Source organism: Bradyrhizobium sp. 35 (genome assembly GCF_023073215.1).
Classification (GTDB): domain Bacteria; phylum Pseudomonadota; class Alphaproteobacteria; order Rhizobiales; family Xanthobacteraceae; genus Bradyrhizobium; species Bradyrhizobium canariense_D.
In genome coordinates, this window is sequence record NZ_JADPJC010000080.1 from 322,141 (window position 1) to 339,309 (window position 17,169).

The window sequence follows — 17,169 nt, forward strand, 5'->3', positions numbered from 1 at the left end:
GAGGATTGCAGCGGGGCGGAGCTGACGATGTCGGAGAAGATGAAACTGGTGGTGGCCACGCCATGTTTCGGCGGGCAGGTGACGAGCATCTATGCGAGCTCGATCTTCGCGCTCCAGCGCGCCGTGCACGGCATGGCCAATCTCGAGCTCAAGGTTCTGCTGCGCGACGGCGATGCGCTGATCACGCGCGCGCGGGCCAATCTCGCTGCGATGTTCCTGGACGATCCCGAAGCGACGCACTTCCTCTTCATTGATGCCGATATCGGCTTCAAGCCGGAGCAGGTGTTCCGGCTGATCGAGTGCGGCGCGGACGTCGTCGCCGGCTGTTATCCAATCAAGCGGATCAACTGGGACAAGGCCGCGCGGGCGATCCAGTCCGGCCGCGCCGACGTGCCGGCCGCATCGCTCGACTACGTGCTCGAGATCGAGGACCCCGACCGCATCGTGGTAGTGAACGGCTTCACCCGCGTGCGCTACGCCGGCACCGGCTTCCTGATGATCCGGCGCTCCGTGCTGGAGGCGATGTGCCGCCATCCGGACTACGCGGCCCTGCAATTCTTCCGCGAGCATTCGCACGATACGCTGGCGGCGAGCCAGAACCGGTTTGCCCTGTTCGAATGCATGATCGATCCGGCGACCGGCACCTATCTGTCCGAGGACTTCGCCTTCTGCAAGCGCTGGACCGACATCGGCGGCGAGATCTGGGCCGACATCGAGAGCTCGCTCGATCACGTCGGACCGTCGGTGTTCCACGGCGACATCACCTCGCAATTCGCACCGGCGCCGGCGGCGGCGGCCGATGCGGCGTGAGCCTTTCGGGATGAGCGCCGGCGCATCCCGTTTGTCAGCCAGCGAGCGCGCGTCCGACGGCGGCTCGCGCTATCGCCTGCGCGATCTCTTCACACCACTGGATACGCTGCTTGCCTCCGGCGGAGATCCGCGGCTGGCGCTCGATCCGAACGACCGTGTCAACGCCTATGGCTGCGCGGCTTCGCCGGAGCCGGAGCTCTGGAATTTCGCCTCCGCGACCGCGTCGACGATCTCGCAGATGGCCTACGACCGCGCCGCGCTGGCGCGCGAAGAGCTGATGCACAAGTGCCTGTTCGACGAGGTCGAAATCGCCTTCGACGCCCGCTGCGAGGACATGCGCGAGGAGCTGCGCGGCCACCTTGCGCTCTCGTCGCGGATCGACGTCGTGTTCTCGCCGTCCGGCACGGACTCCCAGCTTCACGCCCTGTTCGTAGCGCGCGCGGTGCTCGGCGCGGCGCCGGTGACGATCGTGGTCGGCGCCGACCAGACCGGAAGCGGGACGCCGCATACTGCACGCGGCCACCATTTCAGCACGATGACGGCAGGCGGCATGGCCGTGCGCATAGACGGCGCGGTGACGGGGCTCGCCGGCGACAGCATTGCGGTGCCGCTGATCGACATGGCGGCCGGCATTGCGATGCGCACCGATGCCGATGCCGCGGTGCTGCATGCGGTCGAGACCAGCCTCGCGCAAGGCCGGCGCGTTTTGTTGCAGATCATGGATTCGTCAAAACTCGGTTGGCGTGCCCCAAGCGAGGCGTGTCTCGACGAGATCGCGCGGCGCTGGCCGCGCAAGGTTCAAATTGTCGTCGATGCCTGTCAGGCGCGGCTCGGTCGCCGGCGGCTGCGCGCCTATCTCGACCGTGGTTACATGGTGCTGATCACCGGCTCGAAATTTTTCGGCGGACCGGCCTTCAGCGGTGCGCTGCTGTTGCCGAAAGGCCTGTCGCGGTCGATCGGCCGGATGAGCCGGATCGCGCCTGGCATCTTCGACTATGCCGGTCGCTGCGACTGGCCGGTGGCGTGGACGATGCTGCGCTCGCGCTTTGAGCGCCGGCCGAATTTCGGTCAATGGCTGCGCTGGGAGGCCGCGCTCGCCGAGATCGGCAGCTACTACGCCGTGCCCGGGGCCTTCCGCGCCAGGATGCTGGCCGAGCTCGCAGCCGGCATCGACAGCATGATCGCGTTGTCGCCGTCGCTTCGTGCCATTCCAACCGCGATCGACAAGTCCAGAGCAGACGACGGGGAATTCGTGCAAGCCACGATCTTTCCGTTCACGCTGCTGCGCGGCGGCAAGCCGGTCTCGCTCGCCGAGACCAGCGCCGTGCATCGGGCGCTGGCGTGCGACATGGCCGAGGAGATCAGCGGCAGCGCGGCGGACCGGCAAGTGGCCGCCCAGCGCTGTCTCGTCGGCCAGCCGGTCCGACTGGAGCGGCAGGACGGTGCGCCGCAGGCCGTGTTGCGCCTCTGCGTCGGCGCACGATTGGTGACCGAGGCATGGTCGCCGGATACAATGCAGGCGCAACGCAATGTGCAGCACGTTCTTGATCGCATCGCCCATGTGCTGGTGAAGATCGAGCTGCTGCTTGACCGTGGCGCGGTTGCGGCCGTGCCGACAAAGTCCGCGTTCGAGGTGTGAGATGCAACATCCAGTTTCCGCGCCGAGCGGCGTGACCGCGCCGACCTATGCCGACCGCATCGGCTTTGCGCAGTTGACGCGCCGCGCCTTCGAGGGAGGTGACCTGCATCCGTTGCGCGAGCGGCTGCTGGCGCGGATCGAGGAGGGAACGGCGGAGGCCGGCGAAGGCCTCGATCTCTCGCTGATTGCCCAGCTTCTCGGCGAGAAGGAGGCTGGGCTGGTGATCCAGACCGAGGTGCTCTCCTTCCACCAATTGTTTCGTACGCCTTGCGCGGCTCCAAAACCCCGCCTGCGCGTGCTCGCGCTCGCCGCCGATATCGACATGGGCGGCAACACGCCGATCGACTTCCTGCTTGAAGATTCCGACATCGAGCTGTTGACGCTCTACGTTGTCAAGGGCATCGGCCTGCCGGATACTCTGCCGGAGCACGACGTCGCCATCGTGATCGCATCCGATTCCGAGGAGTGCCGGGAGGCGCTCGCGCTGATCGAGAAGGCCGCGCCGCACTGGCCGAAGCCGCTGCTCAATCGTCCCGATCTCATTGGCAATCTCGATCGCGACAAGCTGTATCGTCTGCTGACGGGCGTGCCCGGCCTCGACATTCCCGTGACCGCCCCCACGACGCGTGCGCAATTGTCGGAGCTTTCGCAAGGCAGGATCGTTTGCGAGGAGATCACGGGCGAACTGCGCTTTCCAATGATCGTGCGGCCGCGCGGTACGCATGCCGGCGTCGGTCTCGCGAAACTCGACGATGCTGGAGCGCTCGCGGCCTATCTCGCGGAGCGACAAGAGCAGGACTTCTTCGTCGCACGTTTCGTCGACTATGCGAGTCCGGACGGGCTCTACCGCAAATATCGTCTCGCGATGGTCGACGGCGAACCTTATGCCTGCCACATGGCAATTGCCGATCGCTGGGACATCTGGTATCTCAACGCCTTCATGGCGTTCAGCGAGGAGAAGCGGGCCGAGGAAGCCGTCTTCATGCTCAACTTCGACCATGCGTTCGCGGCGCGCCACAAAATCGCGCTGGACGAGATGAGCAGGCGCGTCGGCCTCGACTACTTCATCGTCGATTGCGCCGAGAACCAGAACCGCGAGCTGCTGGTCTTCGAAGCCGACAATACCGCCGTCGTGCACAACATGGATCCGCCGGCCGTGTTTCCGTACAAGTCGCCGCAGATGCGCAAGATCTTTGCGGCATTCACGGCGATGCTGTCGCGGCATGCACAGGCCAGAGAAGAGAGTGCGGCATGAACGAGCTCATCCGCAACACGCAAAGCTCCGTCACGCACACCTCGCTCGATCCGCAGGACTGGAGCGATTTCCGCGCGCTCGCCCATCGCATGCTGGACGAGACGATCGACGGCATCGCCAATATTCGCGCGCGCCCGGTGTGGCAGCCGATCCCCGACGAGGTCCGTGCGGCATTCAGGACGGACGTGCCGCGCGATGCCAGCGATCTCGCCGATGTCTACCGCGAATTCGCCGAGCATGTCGCGCCTTATGCGACCGGCAATGTTCATCCGGGTTTCATGGGCTGGGTGCATGGCGGCGGCACGGCCGTCGGCATGATCGCCGAGATGCTCGCCGCGGGCCTCAACGCCAATCTCGGCGGGCGCGACCACATGCCGATCGAGGTCGAGCGCCAGATCGTCGACTGGATGCGCCGCCTGTTCGCGTTTCCCGAGAGCGCGAGCGGCATCTTCGTCACGGGCACGTCGATGGCCAATCTGATGGCGGTGCTGGTCGCGCGCACCGCTGCGCTCGGCGCGCTGGCGCGGCAGTACGGCATCGGCAACGATGGCGCGCTGCTTACGGCTTATACTTCGCGGGCCGCGCATGGCTGCATATCGCGGGCGATGGATATCGCGGGATTTGGGAGCGACGCCCTTCGCAAGCTCGGGGTCGACGCGGATCATCGCATCGACGTTGCCGCGCTCCGTGCGCAGATCGCTACCGATCGCGAGGTCGGCTTCAAACCGTTCCTCGTCGTCGCCTCCGCCGGCTCGGTCGATGTCGGCGCGATCGACGACCTCAAGGCCGTCGCCGCGCTGTGCCGCGAGGAGGGACTTTGGTTTCACGTCGACGGGGCGTTCGGTGCGCTCGCAATTCTTTCGCCCGAGCTCGCACCGCTGCTCGGCGGCATCGAGCTTGCCGATTCCATTGCGCTCGACTTCCACAAATGGGGCCAGGTGCCCTACGACGCGGGCTTCCTGCTGGTGCGTGACGGGGAGCAGCACCGGCGGGCCTTTGCCCAGCCGGCGGCTTATCTGAGCCGCGAGGCGAGGGGGCTTGCGGCCGGCGCGGTCTGGCCGTGCGATCTCGGCCCCGATCTGTCACGCGGCTTCCGCGCGCTGAAGTCCTGGTTCACGCTCAAGACGTTCGGTACCGACAGGCTGGGCGCGGTCATCGCGCGCAGCTGCGCGCTGGCGAAATATCTGGAGACGCGTGTTCTCGCCGAGCCGCGGCTGGAACTGCTCGCACCGGTCAATCTCAATATCGTCTGCTTCCGTTACCGCGCCGCAGAAGAGGTCAATCGCGAGATCGTCGCCGACATCCAGGAGTCCGGCATCGCAGCGCCGTCGAGCACGACGCTGGACGGCAAGTTCGCGATCCGCGCCGCGATCGTCAATCACCGCACCGACGAGACTGACATCGATGCACTGGTCGCGGCCGTGCTGGAGTTCGGCGGTCGGCGCAGCCGCGACGCTGTGATCGAGGTCGAGGCGCCGCCGCTCGCGGCACAGTAGCTCGATGCATGTCTGAAACGACAACGGCCCCGGAGACGATCCGGGGCCGTTGTCGTTCGGCGTCCTGGTCGTTCGCGCCGGCGTGGCTGCGCGAACGCGTGGATCAGGCGGCGGTGCTGACCTCGGCCTGGATTGCTTCCGTCTTGGGATGGGTGGCCTCGAACTGGCCACGCAGCTTCGCTTCATAGGCGATCAGCTTGCGGGCGTCCTTGAGTGCCCGGTAGAGGTCGCCGTTGAGGATGTTATTGTTGATGCCTTCGATGATCGGCCAGGAGCTTGGCACCGCGGTGACGATGTCGCGCACCAGGTTGAAGTAGGTACCGTGCTGGGTCTGCGGATCCGGCGAGATGTACATGAGCTGGACCGCCAGATAGACGAGCTTGGCGGGCGTTTCGGCGGTCTCCGGCGTGAGGATGTCGCGCTCGCGCAGGATCGGCACGTTGTCGCCGTCGATCAGAAGGCGGGCGCGCTGGTCGGTGTTGGTTATCACGCAGTTGCCGACGATGATGCGTTCGTGCGGTCTGAGCTCGACCTTGAGGGCCATGCCTGTTCTCCATCAACGCTTTCGTAACCGAGCGTGTGTTGCGGCGGGTCAGGGCGCAATACTCCATCAAGACTAGTTAACGAGTTGTAAATCCCGGCCATTGCGGCGGAAAAGATCAATCATATCAACGCCGAAATTAACAGGCGGAGCGGCGTCACGGGCCTGCTTATCGGCCGAATCGCGCGCCGACTCAGCAAAAGTGCCGATTTCATTTCATGTTTCGTTAGAGGACTCCGCCCCACGGTCCGCCGGTCGCTGGGTCAATCTCGATCCAAGCAGACGCGTAACAGTAGCGTCGTTTACCAGAAAGGTAACAGAGTCATGTCCGGTATCGTCCTCTCCTCATCGGTTCGTCAGAACCTGCTCTCCCTCCAGTCCACCGCTGATCTCCTCGCCACCACGCAGAACCGTCTGTCGACCGGCAAGAGCGTCAACTCGGCCCTGGACAATCCGACCAACTTCTTCACCGCACAGTCGCTCGACAACCGCGCCAGCGACATCAACAACCTGCTCGATGGCATTGCCAACGGCGTGCAGGTGCTGCAGGCCGCCAACACCGGCATCACCTCGCTGCAGAAGCTGATCGACAGCGCGAAGTCGATCGCCAACCAAGCGCTGCAGACCACCGTCGGTTATTCCTCCAAGTCCAACGTCTCGACCACGATCTCGGGCGCGACGGCTTCGGACCTGCGTGGTACCACCAGCTTCACGAGCGCGAGCGCGCTGAGCAGCGTATTGTACGACGGTACAGCTGGCGGTACGCACGCTGCTGGTTCGGGCATCACGCTGGGCGGCGTTGTCGGCACCGATACTGGCACCGTCATCAATGCGGCGACGACTGCTGCCAAGCTTCTGAACGGTGCGGCTGCTGGCGATGCCAACGCTGGCGTTGCGGCAGGTGACACGCTCACCGTCAACGGCAAGACCGTCACGTTTGTTGCCGGCGACCAGCCGGCCACGGTGCCGACGGGTCTCACTCAGGTTGCCGCCTCTGCCGGCGTCACGACCGGCAACGTCTACACGGATGCCAGCGGCAATGTGTCGGTCTATCTCGGCTCCACCACGAAGGCCTCGATCGGCGACGTGTTGACGGCCGTCGATCTGGCGAGCGGGGTGCAGAGCAACGTTGCCGGCACTTTGACGCTCAACGCAGGCCAGACCGCATCATCCGTGAACGGCAGCGGTGCGCTTCTCTTGAAGAGCACGACAGGTTCTGATCTGAGCGTGACCGGCAAGGCCGACATTCTGAAGGCCCTTGGCCTGACCTCGGCGACTGGCGCAGGCAACGTCACGGCCACGGCGACCCGCACTACGAGCTCGGCGACCTTGTCGTCATTCGTTTCGTCGGGTTCGACCCTGAACGTCGATGGCCATGTCATCACGTTCAAGGATGCGCCGACGCCGGCTGCGGCTTCGCTTCCCTCGACGCAGGGCGTGTCCGGCAACGTCGTCACCGACGGCAGCGGCAACTCGACGGTCTATCTGCAGAGTGCGACGATTGCCGACGTGCTGAAGGCTGTCGACTTTGCCACGGGCGTGCAGACCTTCACGCTGAACGGCAGTGGCGGTGGTGCGCTTGCAACGGCAACGGGCCAGACCAACTCGTCGATCAACGCCTCCGGCCAGCTCAAGATCTCGACCGGCGTCAACGCCGACCTGTCGATCACCGGCACCGGCAATGCACTGCAGTCCCTGGGCCTCGCCGGCAACACCGGCACGTCCTCGGCGTTCACGGCGGCCCGTACTTCCGGCACCGGCGGCATCAACGGCAAGACCCTGACCTTCAGCTCGTTCAACGGCGGCACGGCGGTCAATGTCACCTTCGGCGACGGCACCAACGGCACGGTCAAGACGCTCGATCAGCTCAACACGCAGCTCCAGGCCAACAACCTGTCTGCGACGATCGACGCCAACGGCCTGCTCACGATCACGGCGACCAACGACTATGCGTCCTCGACGCTTGGGTCGTCGGCTGCCGGTGGTGCAATCGGCGGAACGCTGACCACCGCGTTGACGTTCTCGACCGCCTCCGCGCCTACGGCAGACCCGGTTGCCCAGACCGCCCGTTCGAACCTGGTCAACCAGTACAACAACATCCTGAACCAGATCGACACGACCTCGCAGGACTCCTCGTTCAACGGCGTCAACCTGCTCAACGGCGACCAGCTCAAGCTGGTGTTCGACGAGACCGGCAAGTCGAGCCTCAACATCACCGGCGTGACCTACAACTCCAAGGGTCTCGGCCTCGCGGCGTTGACCAGCGGCGTCGACTTCATCGACAACTCCGCGACCAACAAGGTGCTATCGAACCTGAACGCGGCGTCGAGCACGCTGCGCTCGGAAGCCTCCGCTCTGGGTTCGAACCTCTCGGTGGTGCAGGTTCGTCAGGACTTCAACAAGAGCCTGATCAACGTGCTGCAGACCGGCTCGTCCAACCTGACCTTGGCCGACACCAACGTCGAAGCGGCCAACAGCCAGGCGCTGTCGACCCGCCAGTCGATCGCGGTCTCCGCGCTGTCGCTGGCCAACCAGTCGCAGCAGAGCGTGCTGCAGCTGCTCCGCTAATAAGCGGACAACATCGCAAGCAGAACAGGGCGGCGGGGCTTCGGCTCCGCCGCTTTCTTTTTTGCCGCGATGAAGACGTCGTGCAGTGAGACGTAGGCGATGCATTCGAATGCATCCAATTGCTCACTCTGAGTTATGGTTGACAAGTAGCAAACACGCCGGCGCTGCACGAAAAAGCATCATTCTATCATGACGATACACAATGGCGTGATCCGGCTTTGATCGCGCATATGGTGAATCTGCACAAGGAGTGCCGCGACACGCTTCATGCTTTGTTAGCCCCAAACGTTCACCGTTCCGGCATCGATTAATCCTAATCGAAGTTTGTTGCGTTGCGTACCAGAAGGGTAACATTCAATGTCCGGTATCGTTCTCTCCTCATCGGTTCGTCAGAACCTGCTCTCCCTCCAGTCCACCGCTGATCTCCTCGCCACCACGCAGAGCCGTCTGTCGACCGGCAAGAGCGTCAACTCGGCCCTGGACAATCCGACCAACTTCTTCACCGCACAGTCGCTCGACAACCGCGCCAGCGACATCAACAACCTGCTCGATGGCATTGCCAACGGCGTGCAGGTGCTGCAGGCCGCCAACACCGGCATCACCTCGCTGCAGAAGCTGATCGACAGCGCGAAGTCGATCGCCAACCAAGCGCTGCAGACCACCGTCGGTTATTCCTCCAAGTCCAACGTCTCGACCACGATCTCGGGCGCGACGGCTTCGGACCTGCGTGGTACCACCAGCTTCACGAGCGCGAGCGCGCTGAGCAGCGTATTGTACGACGGTACAGCTGGCGGTACGCACGCTGCTGGTTCGGGCATCACGCTGGGCGGCGTTGTCGGCACCGATACTGGCACCGTCATCAATGCGGCGACGACTGCTGCCAAGCTTCTGAACGGTGCGGCTGCTGGCGATGCCAACGCTGGCGTTGCGGCAGGTGACACGCTCACCGTCAACGGCAAGACCGTCACGTTTGTTGCCGGCGACCAGCCGGCCACGGTGCCGACGGGTCTCACTCAGGTTGCCGCCTCTGCCGGCGTCACGACCGGCAACGTCTACACGGATGCCAGCGGCAATGTGTCGGTCTATCTCGGCTCCACCACGAAGGCCTCGATCGGCGACGTGTTGACGGCCGTCGATCTGGCGAGCGGGGTGCAGAGCAACGTTGCCGGCACTTTGACGCTCAACGCAGGCCAGACCGCATCATCCGTGAACGGCAGCGGTGCGCTTCTCTTGAAGAGCACGACAGGTTCTGATCTGAGCGTGACCGGCAAGGCCGACATTCTGAAGGCCCTTGGCCTGACCTCGGCGACTGGCGCAGGCAACGTCACGGCCACGGCGACCCGCACTACGAGCTCGGCGACCTTGTCGTCATTCGTTTCGTCGGGTTCGACCCTGAACGTCGATGGCCATGTCATCACGTTCAAGGATGCGCCGACGCCGGCTGCGGCTTCGCTTCCCTCGACGCAGGGCGTGTCCGGCAACGTCGTCACCGACGGCAGCGGCAACTCGACGGTCTATCTGCAGAGTGCGACGATTGCCGACGTGCTGAAGGCTGTCGACTTTGCCACGGGCGTGCAGACCTTCACGCTGAACGGCAGTGGCGGTGGTGCGCTTGCAACGGCAACGGGCCAGACCAACTCGTCGATCAACGCCTCCGGCCAGCTCAAGATCTCGACCGGCGTCAACGCCGACCTGTCGATCACCGGCACCGGCAATGCACTGCAGTCCCTGGGCCTCGCCGGCAACACCGGCACGTCCTCGGCGTTCACGGCGGCCCGTACTTCCGGCACCGGCGGCATCAACGGCAAGACCCTGACCTTCAGCTCGTTCAACGGCGGCACGGCGGTCAATGTCACCTTCGGCGACGGCACCAACGGCACGGTCAAGACGCTCGATCAGCTCAACACGCAGCTCCAGGCCAACAACCTGTCTGCGACGATCGACGCCAACGGCCTGCTCACGATCACGGCGACCAACGACTATGCGTCCTCGACGCTTGGGTCGTCGGCTGCCGGTGGTGCAATCGGCGGAACGCTGACCACCGCGTTGACGTTCTCGACCGCCTCCGCGCCTACGGCAGACCCGGTTGCCCAGACCGCCCGTTCGAACCTGGTCAACCAGTACAACAACATCCTGAACCAGATCGACACGACCTCGCAGGACTCCTCGTTCAACGGCGTCAACCTGCTCAACGGCGACCAGCTCAAGCTGGTGTTCGACGAGACCGGCAAGTCGAGCCTCAACATCACCGGCGTGACCTACAACTCCAAGGGTCTCGGCCTCGCGGCGTTGACCAGCGGCGTCGACTTCATCGACAACTCCGCGACCAACAAGGTGCTGACCAATTTGAACTCGGCGTCCAGCACGCTGCGCTCGGAGGCCTCGGCGCTCGGTTCGAACCTGACCATCGTGCAGGTGCGTCAGGACTTCAACAAGAACCTGATCAACGTGCTGCAGACCGGCTCGTCCAACCTGACCTTGGCCGACACCAACGTCGAAGCGGCCAACAGCCAGGCGCTGTCGACCCGCCAGTCGATCGCGGTCTCCGCGCTGTCGCTGGCCAACCAGTCGCAGCAGAGCGTGCTGCAGCTGCTCCGCTAATAAGCGGACAACATCGCAAGCAGAACAGGGCGGCGGGGCTTCGGCTCCGCCGCTTTCTTTTTTGCGAGCGTTCTAGGGGCCCTGATGAAGTTCGGAAAAGTAACCCGCGGTTATGGTTAATGGAGCGTAAGCACGAAAAATCGCCAGTAGATTCAGTCGGATTTCAGGGCGCGCCAACGCCTCCATTCGGTTTATGGTGAGCCTGCGCTTATGCAGACCACACCCGTTTCACCCTTTGTTAGCCATGTCCGCGCAGGCTGTGCGCGTCACTCGATCCGAAGCGATCGAACGAAGACGCGTAAACCAGAAGGGTAAGAGTTATGTCCGGTATTGTTCTCTCTGCGTCGGTTCGCCAGAACCTGCTGTCTCTCCAGTCCACCGCCGACCTCCTCGCCACCACACAGAACCGTCTGTCGACCGGCAAGAGCGTCAACTCGGCCCTGGACAATCCCACCAACTTCTTCACCGCGCAGTCGCTCGACAACCGCGCCAGCGACATCAACAATCTGCTCGACGGTATCGCGAACGGCGTGCAGGTGCTGCAGGCTGCCAACACCGGCCTGACCTCGCTGCAGAAGCTGATCGACAGCGCCAAGTCGATCGCCAACCAGGCGCTGCAGACCACCGTCGGCTATTCCTCCAAGTCGAGCGTCTCGACCACGATCGCCGGTGCGACGTCATCTGATCTGCGCGGCACCACGAGCTTCGCCAGCGCAGTCGCGAACAGCAACGTGCTGTACAGCGGTGCTGCGGGTGGTGTGACCGCCGCGACGTCCGGCGCCACGCTGGGCGGCATTCCAGGGACCGATACCGGAACGGTCATCAACGCTGCGACGACTGCTGCCAAGCTTTTGAATGGCGCGGCCGCGGGCGATGCCAACGCTGGCGTTGCGGCAGGTGACACGCTCACCGTCAATGGCAAGACCGTCACATTCGTTGCGGGCGATCAGCCTACAACGGTGCCTACCGGTCTCACTCAGGTTGCCGCCTCTGCCGGCGTCACGACCGGCAACGTCTACACAGATGCCAGCGGCAACGTGTCGATCTATCTCGGCTCCACGACGAAGGCCTCGATTGGCGACGTGCTGACGGCGGTCGATTTGGCGAGCGGCGTGCAGAGCAACGTTGCCGGTACCCTCACCGGCAATGCGGGCCAGACTCCCTCGTCGGTCAACGGCAGCGGCGCGCTCGTGTTGAAGAGCACGACTGGTTCCGACCTGACCCTGACCGGAAAGGCCGACATCCTGAAGGCTCTTGGCCTGACCTCCGCCACCGGTGCCGGCAGCGTCACGACCACGGCTTCCCGCACCACGAGCTCGACGACGGTGTCCTCGCTCGTCTCGTCGGGTTCGACGCTGAACGTCGATGGCCATGTCATCACCTTCAAGGACGCGCCGACACCGTCCGCTGCTTCGCTGGCCGCCACCCAGGGCGTGTCCGGCAACCTTGTCACCGACGGCAATGGCAACTCGACCGTCTATCTGCAGAGCGGTACGATTGCCGACGTGCTGAAGGCCATCGACTTCGCCACGGGCGTGCAGACCTTCACGCTCAACGGCAGCGGTAGCGGCACGCTCGCGACGGCCGCCGGCCAGACGGCTTCGTCGATCAACACCTCCGGCCAGCTCAAGATCTCGACTGGCGTCAATGCCGACCTCTCGATCACCGGTACCGGCAATGCCCTGTCGGTGTTTGGTCTGGCCGGCAACACCGGAACGGCCTCGGCGTTCACCGCGGCCCGCACCTCCGGAATCGGCGGCCTCGCTGGCAAAACCCTGACCTTCACTGCCTTCAACGGCGGCACGGCGGTCAACGTCACCTTCGGCGACGGCACCAACGGCACGGTCAAGACACTCGATCAGCTCAACTCGCAGCTCCAAGCCAATAACCTGGCTGCGACCATCGACGCCAACGGTCAGCTTACCATCACCGCGTCCAACGACTACGCGTCTTCGACGATTGGCTCGACGGCAGCTGGCGGTGCGATCGGCGGAACGTTGACGACCGCGCTGACCTTCACGACGGCCTCCACTCCGGTGCAGGACGTCGTGGCCCAGTCGACCCGCGCTAACCTGGTCTCGCAGTACAACAACATCCTGAACCAGATCGACACCACCTCGGTCGACTCCTCGTTCAACGGTGTCAACCTGCTCAACGGCGACCAGCTCAAGCTGGTGTTCGACGAGACCGGCAAGTCGAGCCTCAACATCACCGGCGTGACCTACAACTCCAAGGGCCTCGGCCTGGCGTCGCTGACCGTCGGTCTCGACTTCATCGACAACGCCGCGACCAACAGGGTGCTCACCAATCTGAACTCGGCCTCGAGCACGCTGCGTTCGGAAGCCTCGGCGCTCGGTTCGAACCTCTCAGTCGTGCAGATCCGTCAGGACTTCAACAAGAACCTGATCAACGTGCTGCAGACCGGCTCGTCGAACCTGACGCTGGCCGACACCAATGTCGAGGCGGCCAACAGCCAGGCGCTGTCGACCCGCCAGTCGATCGCGGTCTCCGCGCTGTCGCTGGCCAACACCTCGCAGCAGAGCGTGCTCCAGCTGCTCCGCTAATAAGTGGCTGAAATAACAAGATAGAGCGGCGGGGCTTCGGCCCCGCCGCTTTCTTTTTGGCGTGAAGCCGTGTGAAACCGGGGGAGGGGGCGCTAACCCCGCATTAACCGTATCCCTTAAACCGGCGTTAACCATACTTTAAAGGACAGGCTCTAAGACTGGACAAAAGCCCGCTTCCAGACCCGCGTGGCCGATTCGTATCCGGTTCAAGAGGAAGACCTGCCAATGTCCAACATCGTTCTCTCGGCGTCCGTTCGCCAGAACCTGTTGTCGCTGCAGTCGACGGCCGACTTGCTGGCCACGACGCAGGAGCGGCTGTCGACCGGCAAGAAGGTCAACACCGCGCTCGACAATCCCACCAACTTCTTCACGGCGCAGGGACTGGATAACCGGGCGAGCGACATCAGCAACCTGCTCGATGGCATCAACAACGGTGTCCAGGTGCTCCAGGCCGCCAACACCGGCATCACCTCGCTGCAGAAGCTGATCGACTCTGCGAAGTCAATCGCCAACCAGGCGCTGCAGACCACGGTCGGCTACTCAACCAAATCGAACGTCTCCACCACGATTCCCGGTGCGACGCCCGCCGATCTCCGCGGCACGACCTCCTATGCCAGCGCGACCGCCAACAGCAACGTGCTTTATACCGGCGCACCTGGCGGCGTGACGCCGGTAACGTCAGGCGCCTCGCTCGGTGCGTCGCTCGGATCGACCGCCGGCACACTGACCGGCGCGGTTGCCAAGGCAGCCGACAACGCCACGAACCTCGCCGGCACCAACACGCTGATCGGGGCGACCGCCGCGACCACGTTCGGATCGTCGCCGGCAGACGGCGACTCGATCACCGTGAACGGTAAGACGGTCACGTTCCGCACCGGTGCTGCACCTTCGGCGCAGCCGACCGGCTGGGGCCTCGACCCGAGCGGCCATATCGCCACGGACGGCACTGGCAATTCGATCATCTACATGGGAACGACTGGCGCTCCCACGGCTACGGTCAATGACCTCCTCAGCGCGGTGGACCTTGCCAGCGGGGTCAAGACAGCGACGATCAGCGCAGGCGCCGCCACGATCGCGACGAGCGGCGCGACAGTCGGTACGGCCCAGACGCCGTCGTCCATTGCCGCGGGCGCGGTTACGCTGAAGAGCTCGACCGGTTCCGATTTGAGCGTGACTGGCAAGGCCGACTTCCTGAAGGCGCTCGGACTGACCTCGGCGACCGGCGCAGGCAATGCCAGCGTGAGCGCCAACCGCCAGACGACTGCGGGTTCGCTCGGCAGTCTCGTCAAGGATGGCTCGACGCTGAACATCGACGGCCACACCATTACCTTCAAGAACGCCGAGACGCCGCAATCGGCCACGAGCGTGACCTCCGGCGGCGTCAGCGGCAACATCGTCACCGACGGCAACGGCAACTCGACCATCTATCTCCAGAGCGCGACGCTGACTGACCTGCTCAATTCGATCGACCTTGCTACCGGCGTGAAGACCGCCAGCATCTTCCTGGGTGCCGCGACGCTCTCGACCACCGCAGGCCAGATCCCGTCGTCGGTGAATACCAGCGGCCAGCTGGCGCTCTCGACCGGCATCAACGCCGACCTCTCGATCACCGGCACCGGCAATGCGCTCGCCGCATTCGGCCTCAGCGGCAACACCGGAACGGCGACCGCCTTCAGCGCGGCGCGCACCTCCGGCGTCGGCGGCGTCAGCGGCAAGACGCTCACCTTCAGCTCGTTCAACGGCGGCACGCCGGTGAACGTCACCTTCGGTGACGGCACCAACGGCACGGTCAAGACGCTCGACCAGCTCAACGTGCAGCTTCAGGCCAACCATCTGACGGCGACGATCGACGCCAACGGCGTGCTGACCGTCACCACCGTCAACGAATACGCCTCTTCGACACTCGGTTCCACGGCCGCGGGCGGCGCGGTCGGCGGTACGCTCACCGGTGTGCTCGCCTTCACCACCGCACAGCCCCCGATCCAGGATCCCGTCGCACAGACGGCGCGCTCCGGTCTGGTCAGCCAGTTCAACAACATCCTGGCGCAGATCGACACGACCTCGCAGGACTCCTCCTTCAACGGCGTCAACCTGCTGAACGGCGACACGCTGAAGCTGGTCTTCAACGAGACCGGCAGCTCGACGCTCGGCATCAATGGCGTGGTGTTCAACGCAGCGGGGCTCGGCCTCAGCAATCTCGTCCCCGGCACGGACTTCATCGACAACGGCGCAACCAACAAGGTGCTGACGAGCCTGAACGCGGCCTCGAGCACGCTGCGCTCGGAAGGTTCCGCGCTCGGCTCCAACCTCTCGATCGTGCAGGTGCGCCAGGACTTCTCGAAGAACCTGATCAACGTGCTGCAGACCGGCTCATCCAACCTGACGCTCGCCGACACCAACGAGGAAGCGGCGAACAGCCAGGCGCTGTCGACCCGCCAGTCGATCGCGGTGTCCGCGCTGTCGCTGGCCAACCAGTCGCAACAGAGCGTGCTGCAGCTGCTCCGCTAATCTCGCAGCGCAAGATACTGAATCGGAATATCGCGGCGGGGCTCATGCTCCGCCGTTTTCATTGAGATCGGTAAGGCAGGATTAGCCGAGATTGATGCGCATCATGGAAGCGTGTTTACAGCATGCATCCGCCCATCTAGCTTCACGACGAAGGACTCCGGGCCCGTATTTATCCGGAGCCCTTCCAAGCACTCACGTAAGCAAATCTTAAGCGGTGCTGCCTAGGGTCGGGAAAGAAATCCTTAAGCGCGTTCAACGGGCTAGGTAACCTCCAGGGTGTGATTGATGTCGAATTCCGCTGCCTCGGCCTACGCGCGTGTTGCAACGACCACCGCATCTCCTCGCGACATCGAAGCGCAGACCCTGCTAAAGGCCGCGAACAAGCTTCAGGATGCGATCAACAGCGCCGAGCCGTTCAGCGAGCAGACCACGCAGGCCCTGATGTTCAATCGCAAGCTCTGGACGATTTTCCTGAGCGAGGCCATGCGCGAGAACAATCCGCAGCCGATCGACGTCCGGCAGAGGATCGCCAACATCAGCGTGTTCGTGCTGAGCCAGACCGCCGCGCTGCAGATGAGCCCGCAGTTCGATCACTTCCGTCCGCTGATCGAGATCAACCGCAATATCGCCGCTGGTCTGTCCGGCCGTCCGTGATCGAGCACGGCTCGTTCCTTCAACACCAAATTATGCTGACGTATACCGACAAGACGCAGATCAGGAACGTCGTCACCGGTCCCGCGACCGGTGCGAGCGATCTCGATGTTGCCGTTGCGACGCTCGACGCCTGATGGTCAGGCGCTGCGGTCCGTGCTGGCCGGACGCGAGGGCTCGGATTTCAAATCCTGCGCATGGAAATAGGCCCGCCGGCGCAGCATTGCTTCGTCGGGGAACTGGTTGACCACCGCGTCGGTCCTGTCGTTGACGACCTGGAAGACGAACGACGCCGCCGCCTGGTCGAACACGACCTGGCGTGAGACGTTCTCGTTGCTTCGCAAATCATTGCGTGCAGGCGCGCTCGCCTCGCCAGCGGCCACTGTCTGGCTCACGGGCAGATCGGTTTGTACGGCCTCGTTCGCCGCCGCATTCGACGTCGCTACGATCTGCACGGCAACCGGTATCCCCACCGGCCTGATGCTGAAATCTGTACTCATGGCAGCCTCCTGGTTGCCTCACGTGAGTCAAATCCC

The 17,169-nt window shown here is 64.0% G+C and carries 11 protein-coding genes; 9 read left to right on the plus strand and 2 right to left on the minus strand.

Annotated features, from left to right (window positions below):
* Positions 1-27: 27 nt before the first annotated feature.
* From IVB36_RS17670 to IVB36_RS17685, 4 genes are read left to right on the plus strand one after another with little or no spacing between them, the layout of a single operon-like run.
* On the plus strand, positions 28-810 hold the full coding sequence (locus tag IVB36_RS17670; protein WP_247392603.1) for a hypothetical protein: 783 nt from the start codon (positions 28-30) through the stop codon (positions 808-810).
* Positions 800-2,449, plus strand: a complete 1,650-nt coding sequence (locus IVB36_RS17675) for a hypothetical protein (RefSeq protein ID WP_247392605.1) — start codon at positions 800-802, stop codon at positions 2,447-2,449. The genes IVB36_RS17670 and IVB36_RS17675 overlap by 11 nt, the downstream gene beginning before the upstream one ends.
* 1 nt (position 2,450) lies before the next feature.
* The gene (locus tag IVB36_RS17680) at positions 2,451-3,704 is read left to right on the plus strand and encodes a hypothetical protein (RefSeq protein WP_247392607.1); all 1,254 of its coding nucleotides are present in this window, start codon (positions 2,451-2,453) and stop codon (positions 3,702-3,704) included.
* Positions 3,701-5,200 carry an aspartate aminotransferase family protein gene (locus IVB36_RS17685; protein WP_247392609.1) on the plus strand — a complete coding sequence of 500 codons (1,500 nt, stop codon included), beginning with the start codon at positions 3,701-3,703 and terminating at the stop codon, positions 5,198-5,200. Before IVB36_RS17680 ends, IVB36_RS17685 begins: the two co-directional genes overlap by 4 nt.
* Positions 5,201-5,303: 103 nt before the next feature.
* On the opposite strand, the gene flbT is transcribed toward IVB36_RS17685, so the two are convergent.
* The gene (gene flbT / locus IVB36_RS17690) at positions 5,304-5,744 is read right to left on the minus strand and encodes a flagellar biosynthesis repressor FlbT (protein ID WP_018459572.1); all 441 of its coding nucleotides are present in this window, start codon (positions 5,742-5,744) and stop codon (positions 5,304-5,306) included.
* A 321-nt stretch (positions 5,745-6,065) separates the two neighbouring features.
* On the opposite strand from flbT, the gene IVB36_RS17695 reads away from it, so the two are divergent.
* From IVB36_RS17695 to flaF, 5 genes are all read left to right on the plus strand, one after another.
* Entirely contained in the window at positions 6,066-8,309 is a 2,244-nt protein-coding gene (locus tag IVB36_RS17695) for a DUF1522 domain-containing protein (protein ID WP_247377939.1), read from the plus strand.
* Between the two features lie 357 nt (positions 8,310-8,666).
* Positions 8,667-10,910 (plus strand): DUF1522 domain-containing protein, encoded by a 2,244-nt coding sequence (locus IVB36_RS17700; protein WP_247392612.1) that lies wholly within the window; start codon positions 8,667-8,669, stop codon positions 10,908-10,910.
* Between the two features lie 320 nt (positions 10,911-11,230).
* Positions 11,231-13,474 carry a DUF1522 domain-containing protein gene (locus IVB36_RS17705; protein WP_247392614.1) on the plus strand — a complete coding sequence of 748 codons (2,244 nt, stop codon included), beginning with the start codon at positions 11,231-11,233 and terminating at the stop codon, positions 13,472-13,474.
* Between the two features lie 225 nt (positions 13,475-13,699).
* Positions 13,700-15,982 (plus strand): DUF1522 domain-containing protein, encoded by a 2,283-nt coding sequence (locus IVB36_RS17710; protein ID WP_247392616.1) that lies wholly within the window; start codon positions 13,700-13,702, stop codon positions 15,980-15,982.
* Between the two features lie 285 nt (positions 15,983-16,267).
* Positions 16,268-16,636 carry a flagellar biosynthesis regulator FlaF gene (gene flaF, locus IVB36_RS17715; RefSeq protein ID WP_247392619.1) on the plus strand — a complete coding sequence of 123 codons (369 nt, stop codon included), beginning with the start codon at positions 16,268-16,270 and terminating at the stop codon, positions 16,634-16,636.
* A gap of 137 nt (positions 16,637-16,773) precedes the next feature.
* Here the strand turns inward: flaF and IVB36_RS17720 are convergent, their stop codons facing one another.
* A complete protein-coding gene (locus IVB36_RS17720) occupies positions 16,774-17,133 on the minus strand; it encodes a hypothetical protein (protein WP_085358969.1) in 360 nt (119 codons plus the stop codon).
* Positions 17,134-17,169 lie beyond the last annotated feature (36 nt).

Coding starts and splice junctions, on each gene's coding strand:
- IVB36_RS17670 (WP_247392603.1), top strand. CDS start 28: ATGTCGGAGAAGATGAAACTGGTGGTGGCCACGCCATGTTTCGGCGGG.
- IVB36_RS17675 (WP_247392605.1), top strand. CDS start 800: ATGCGGCGTGAGCCTTTCGGGATGAGCGCCGGCGCATCCCGTTTGTCA.
- IVB36_RS17680 (WP_247392607.1), top strand. CDS start 2,451: ATGCAACATCCAGTTTCCGCGCCGAGCGGCGTGACCGCGCCGACCTAT.
- IVB36_RS17685 (WP_247392609.1), top strand. CDS start 3,701: ATGAACGAGCTCATCCGCAACACGCAAAGCTCCGTCACGCACACCTCG.
- flbT (WP_018459572.1), bottom strand. CDS start 5,744: ATGGCCCTCAAGGTCGAGCTCAGACCGCACGAACGCATCATCGTCGGC.
- IVB36_RS17695 (WP_247377939.1), top strand. CDS start 6,066: ATGTCCGGTATCGTCCTCTCCTCATCGGTTCGTCAGAACCTGCTCTCC.
- IVB36_RS17700 (WP_247392612.1), top strand. CDS start 8,667: ATGTCCGGTATCGTTCTCTCCTCATCGGTTCGTCAGAACCTGCTCTCC.
- IVB36_RS17705 (WP_247392614.1), top strand. CDS start 11,231: ATGTCCGGTATTGTTCTCTCTGCGTCGGTTCGCCAGAACCTGCTGTCT.
- IVB36_RS17710 (WP_247392616.1), top strand. CDS start 13,700: ATGTCCAACATCGTTCTCTCGGCGTCCGTTCGCCAGAACCTGTTGTCG.
- flaF (WP_247392619.1), top strand. CDS start 16,268: ATGTCGAATTCCGCTGCCTCGGCCTACGCGCGTGTTGCAACGACCACC.
- IVB36_RS17720 (WP_085358969.1), bottom strand. CDS start 17,133: ATGAGTACAGATTTCAGCATCAGGCCGGTGGGGATACCGGTTGCCGTG.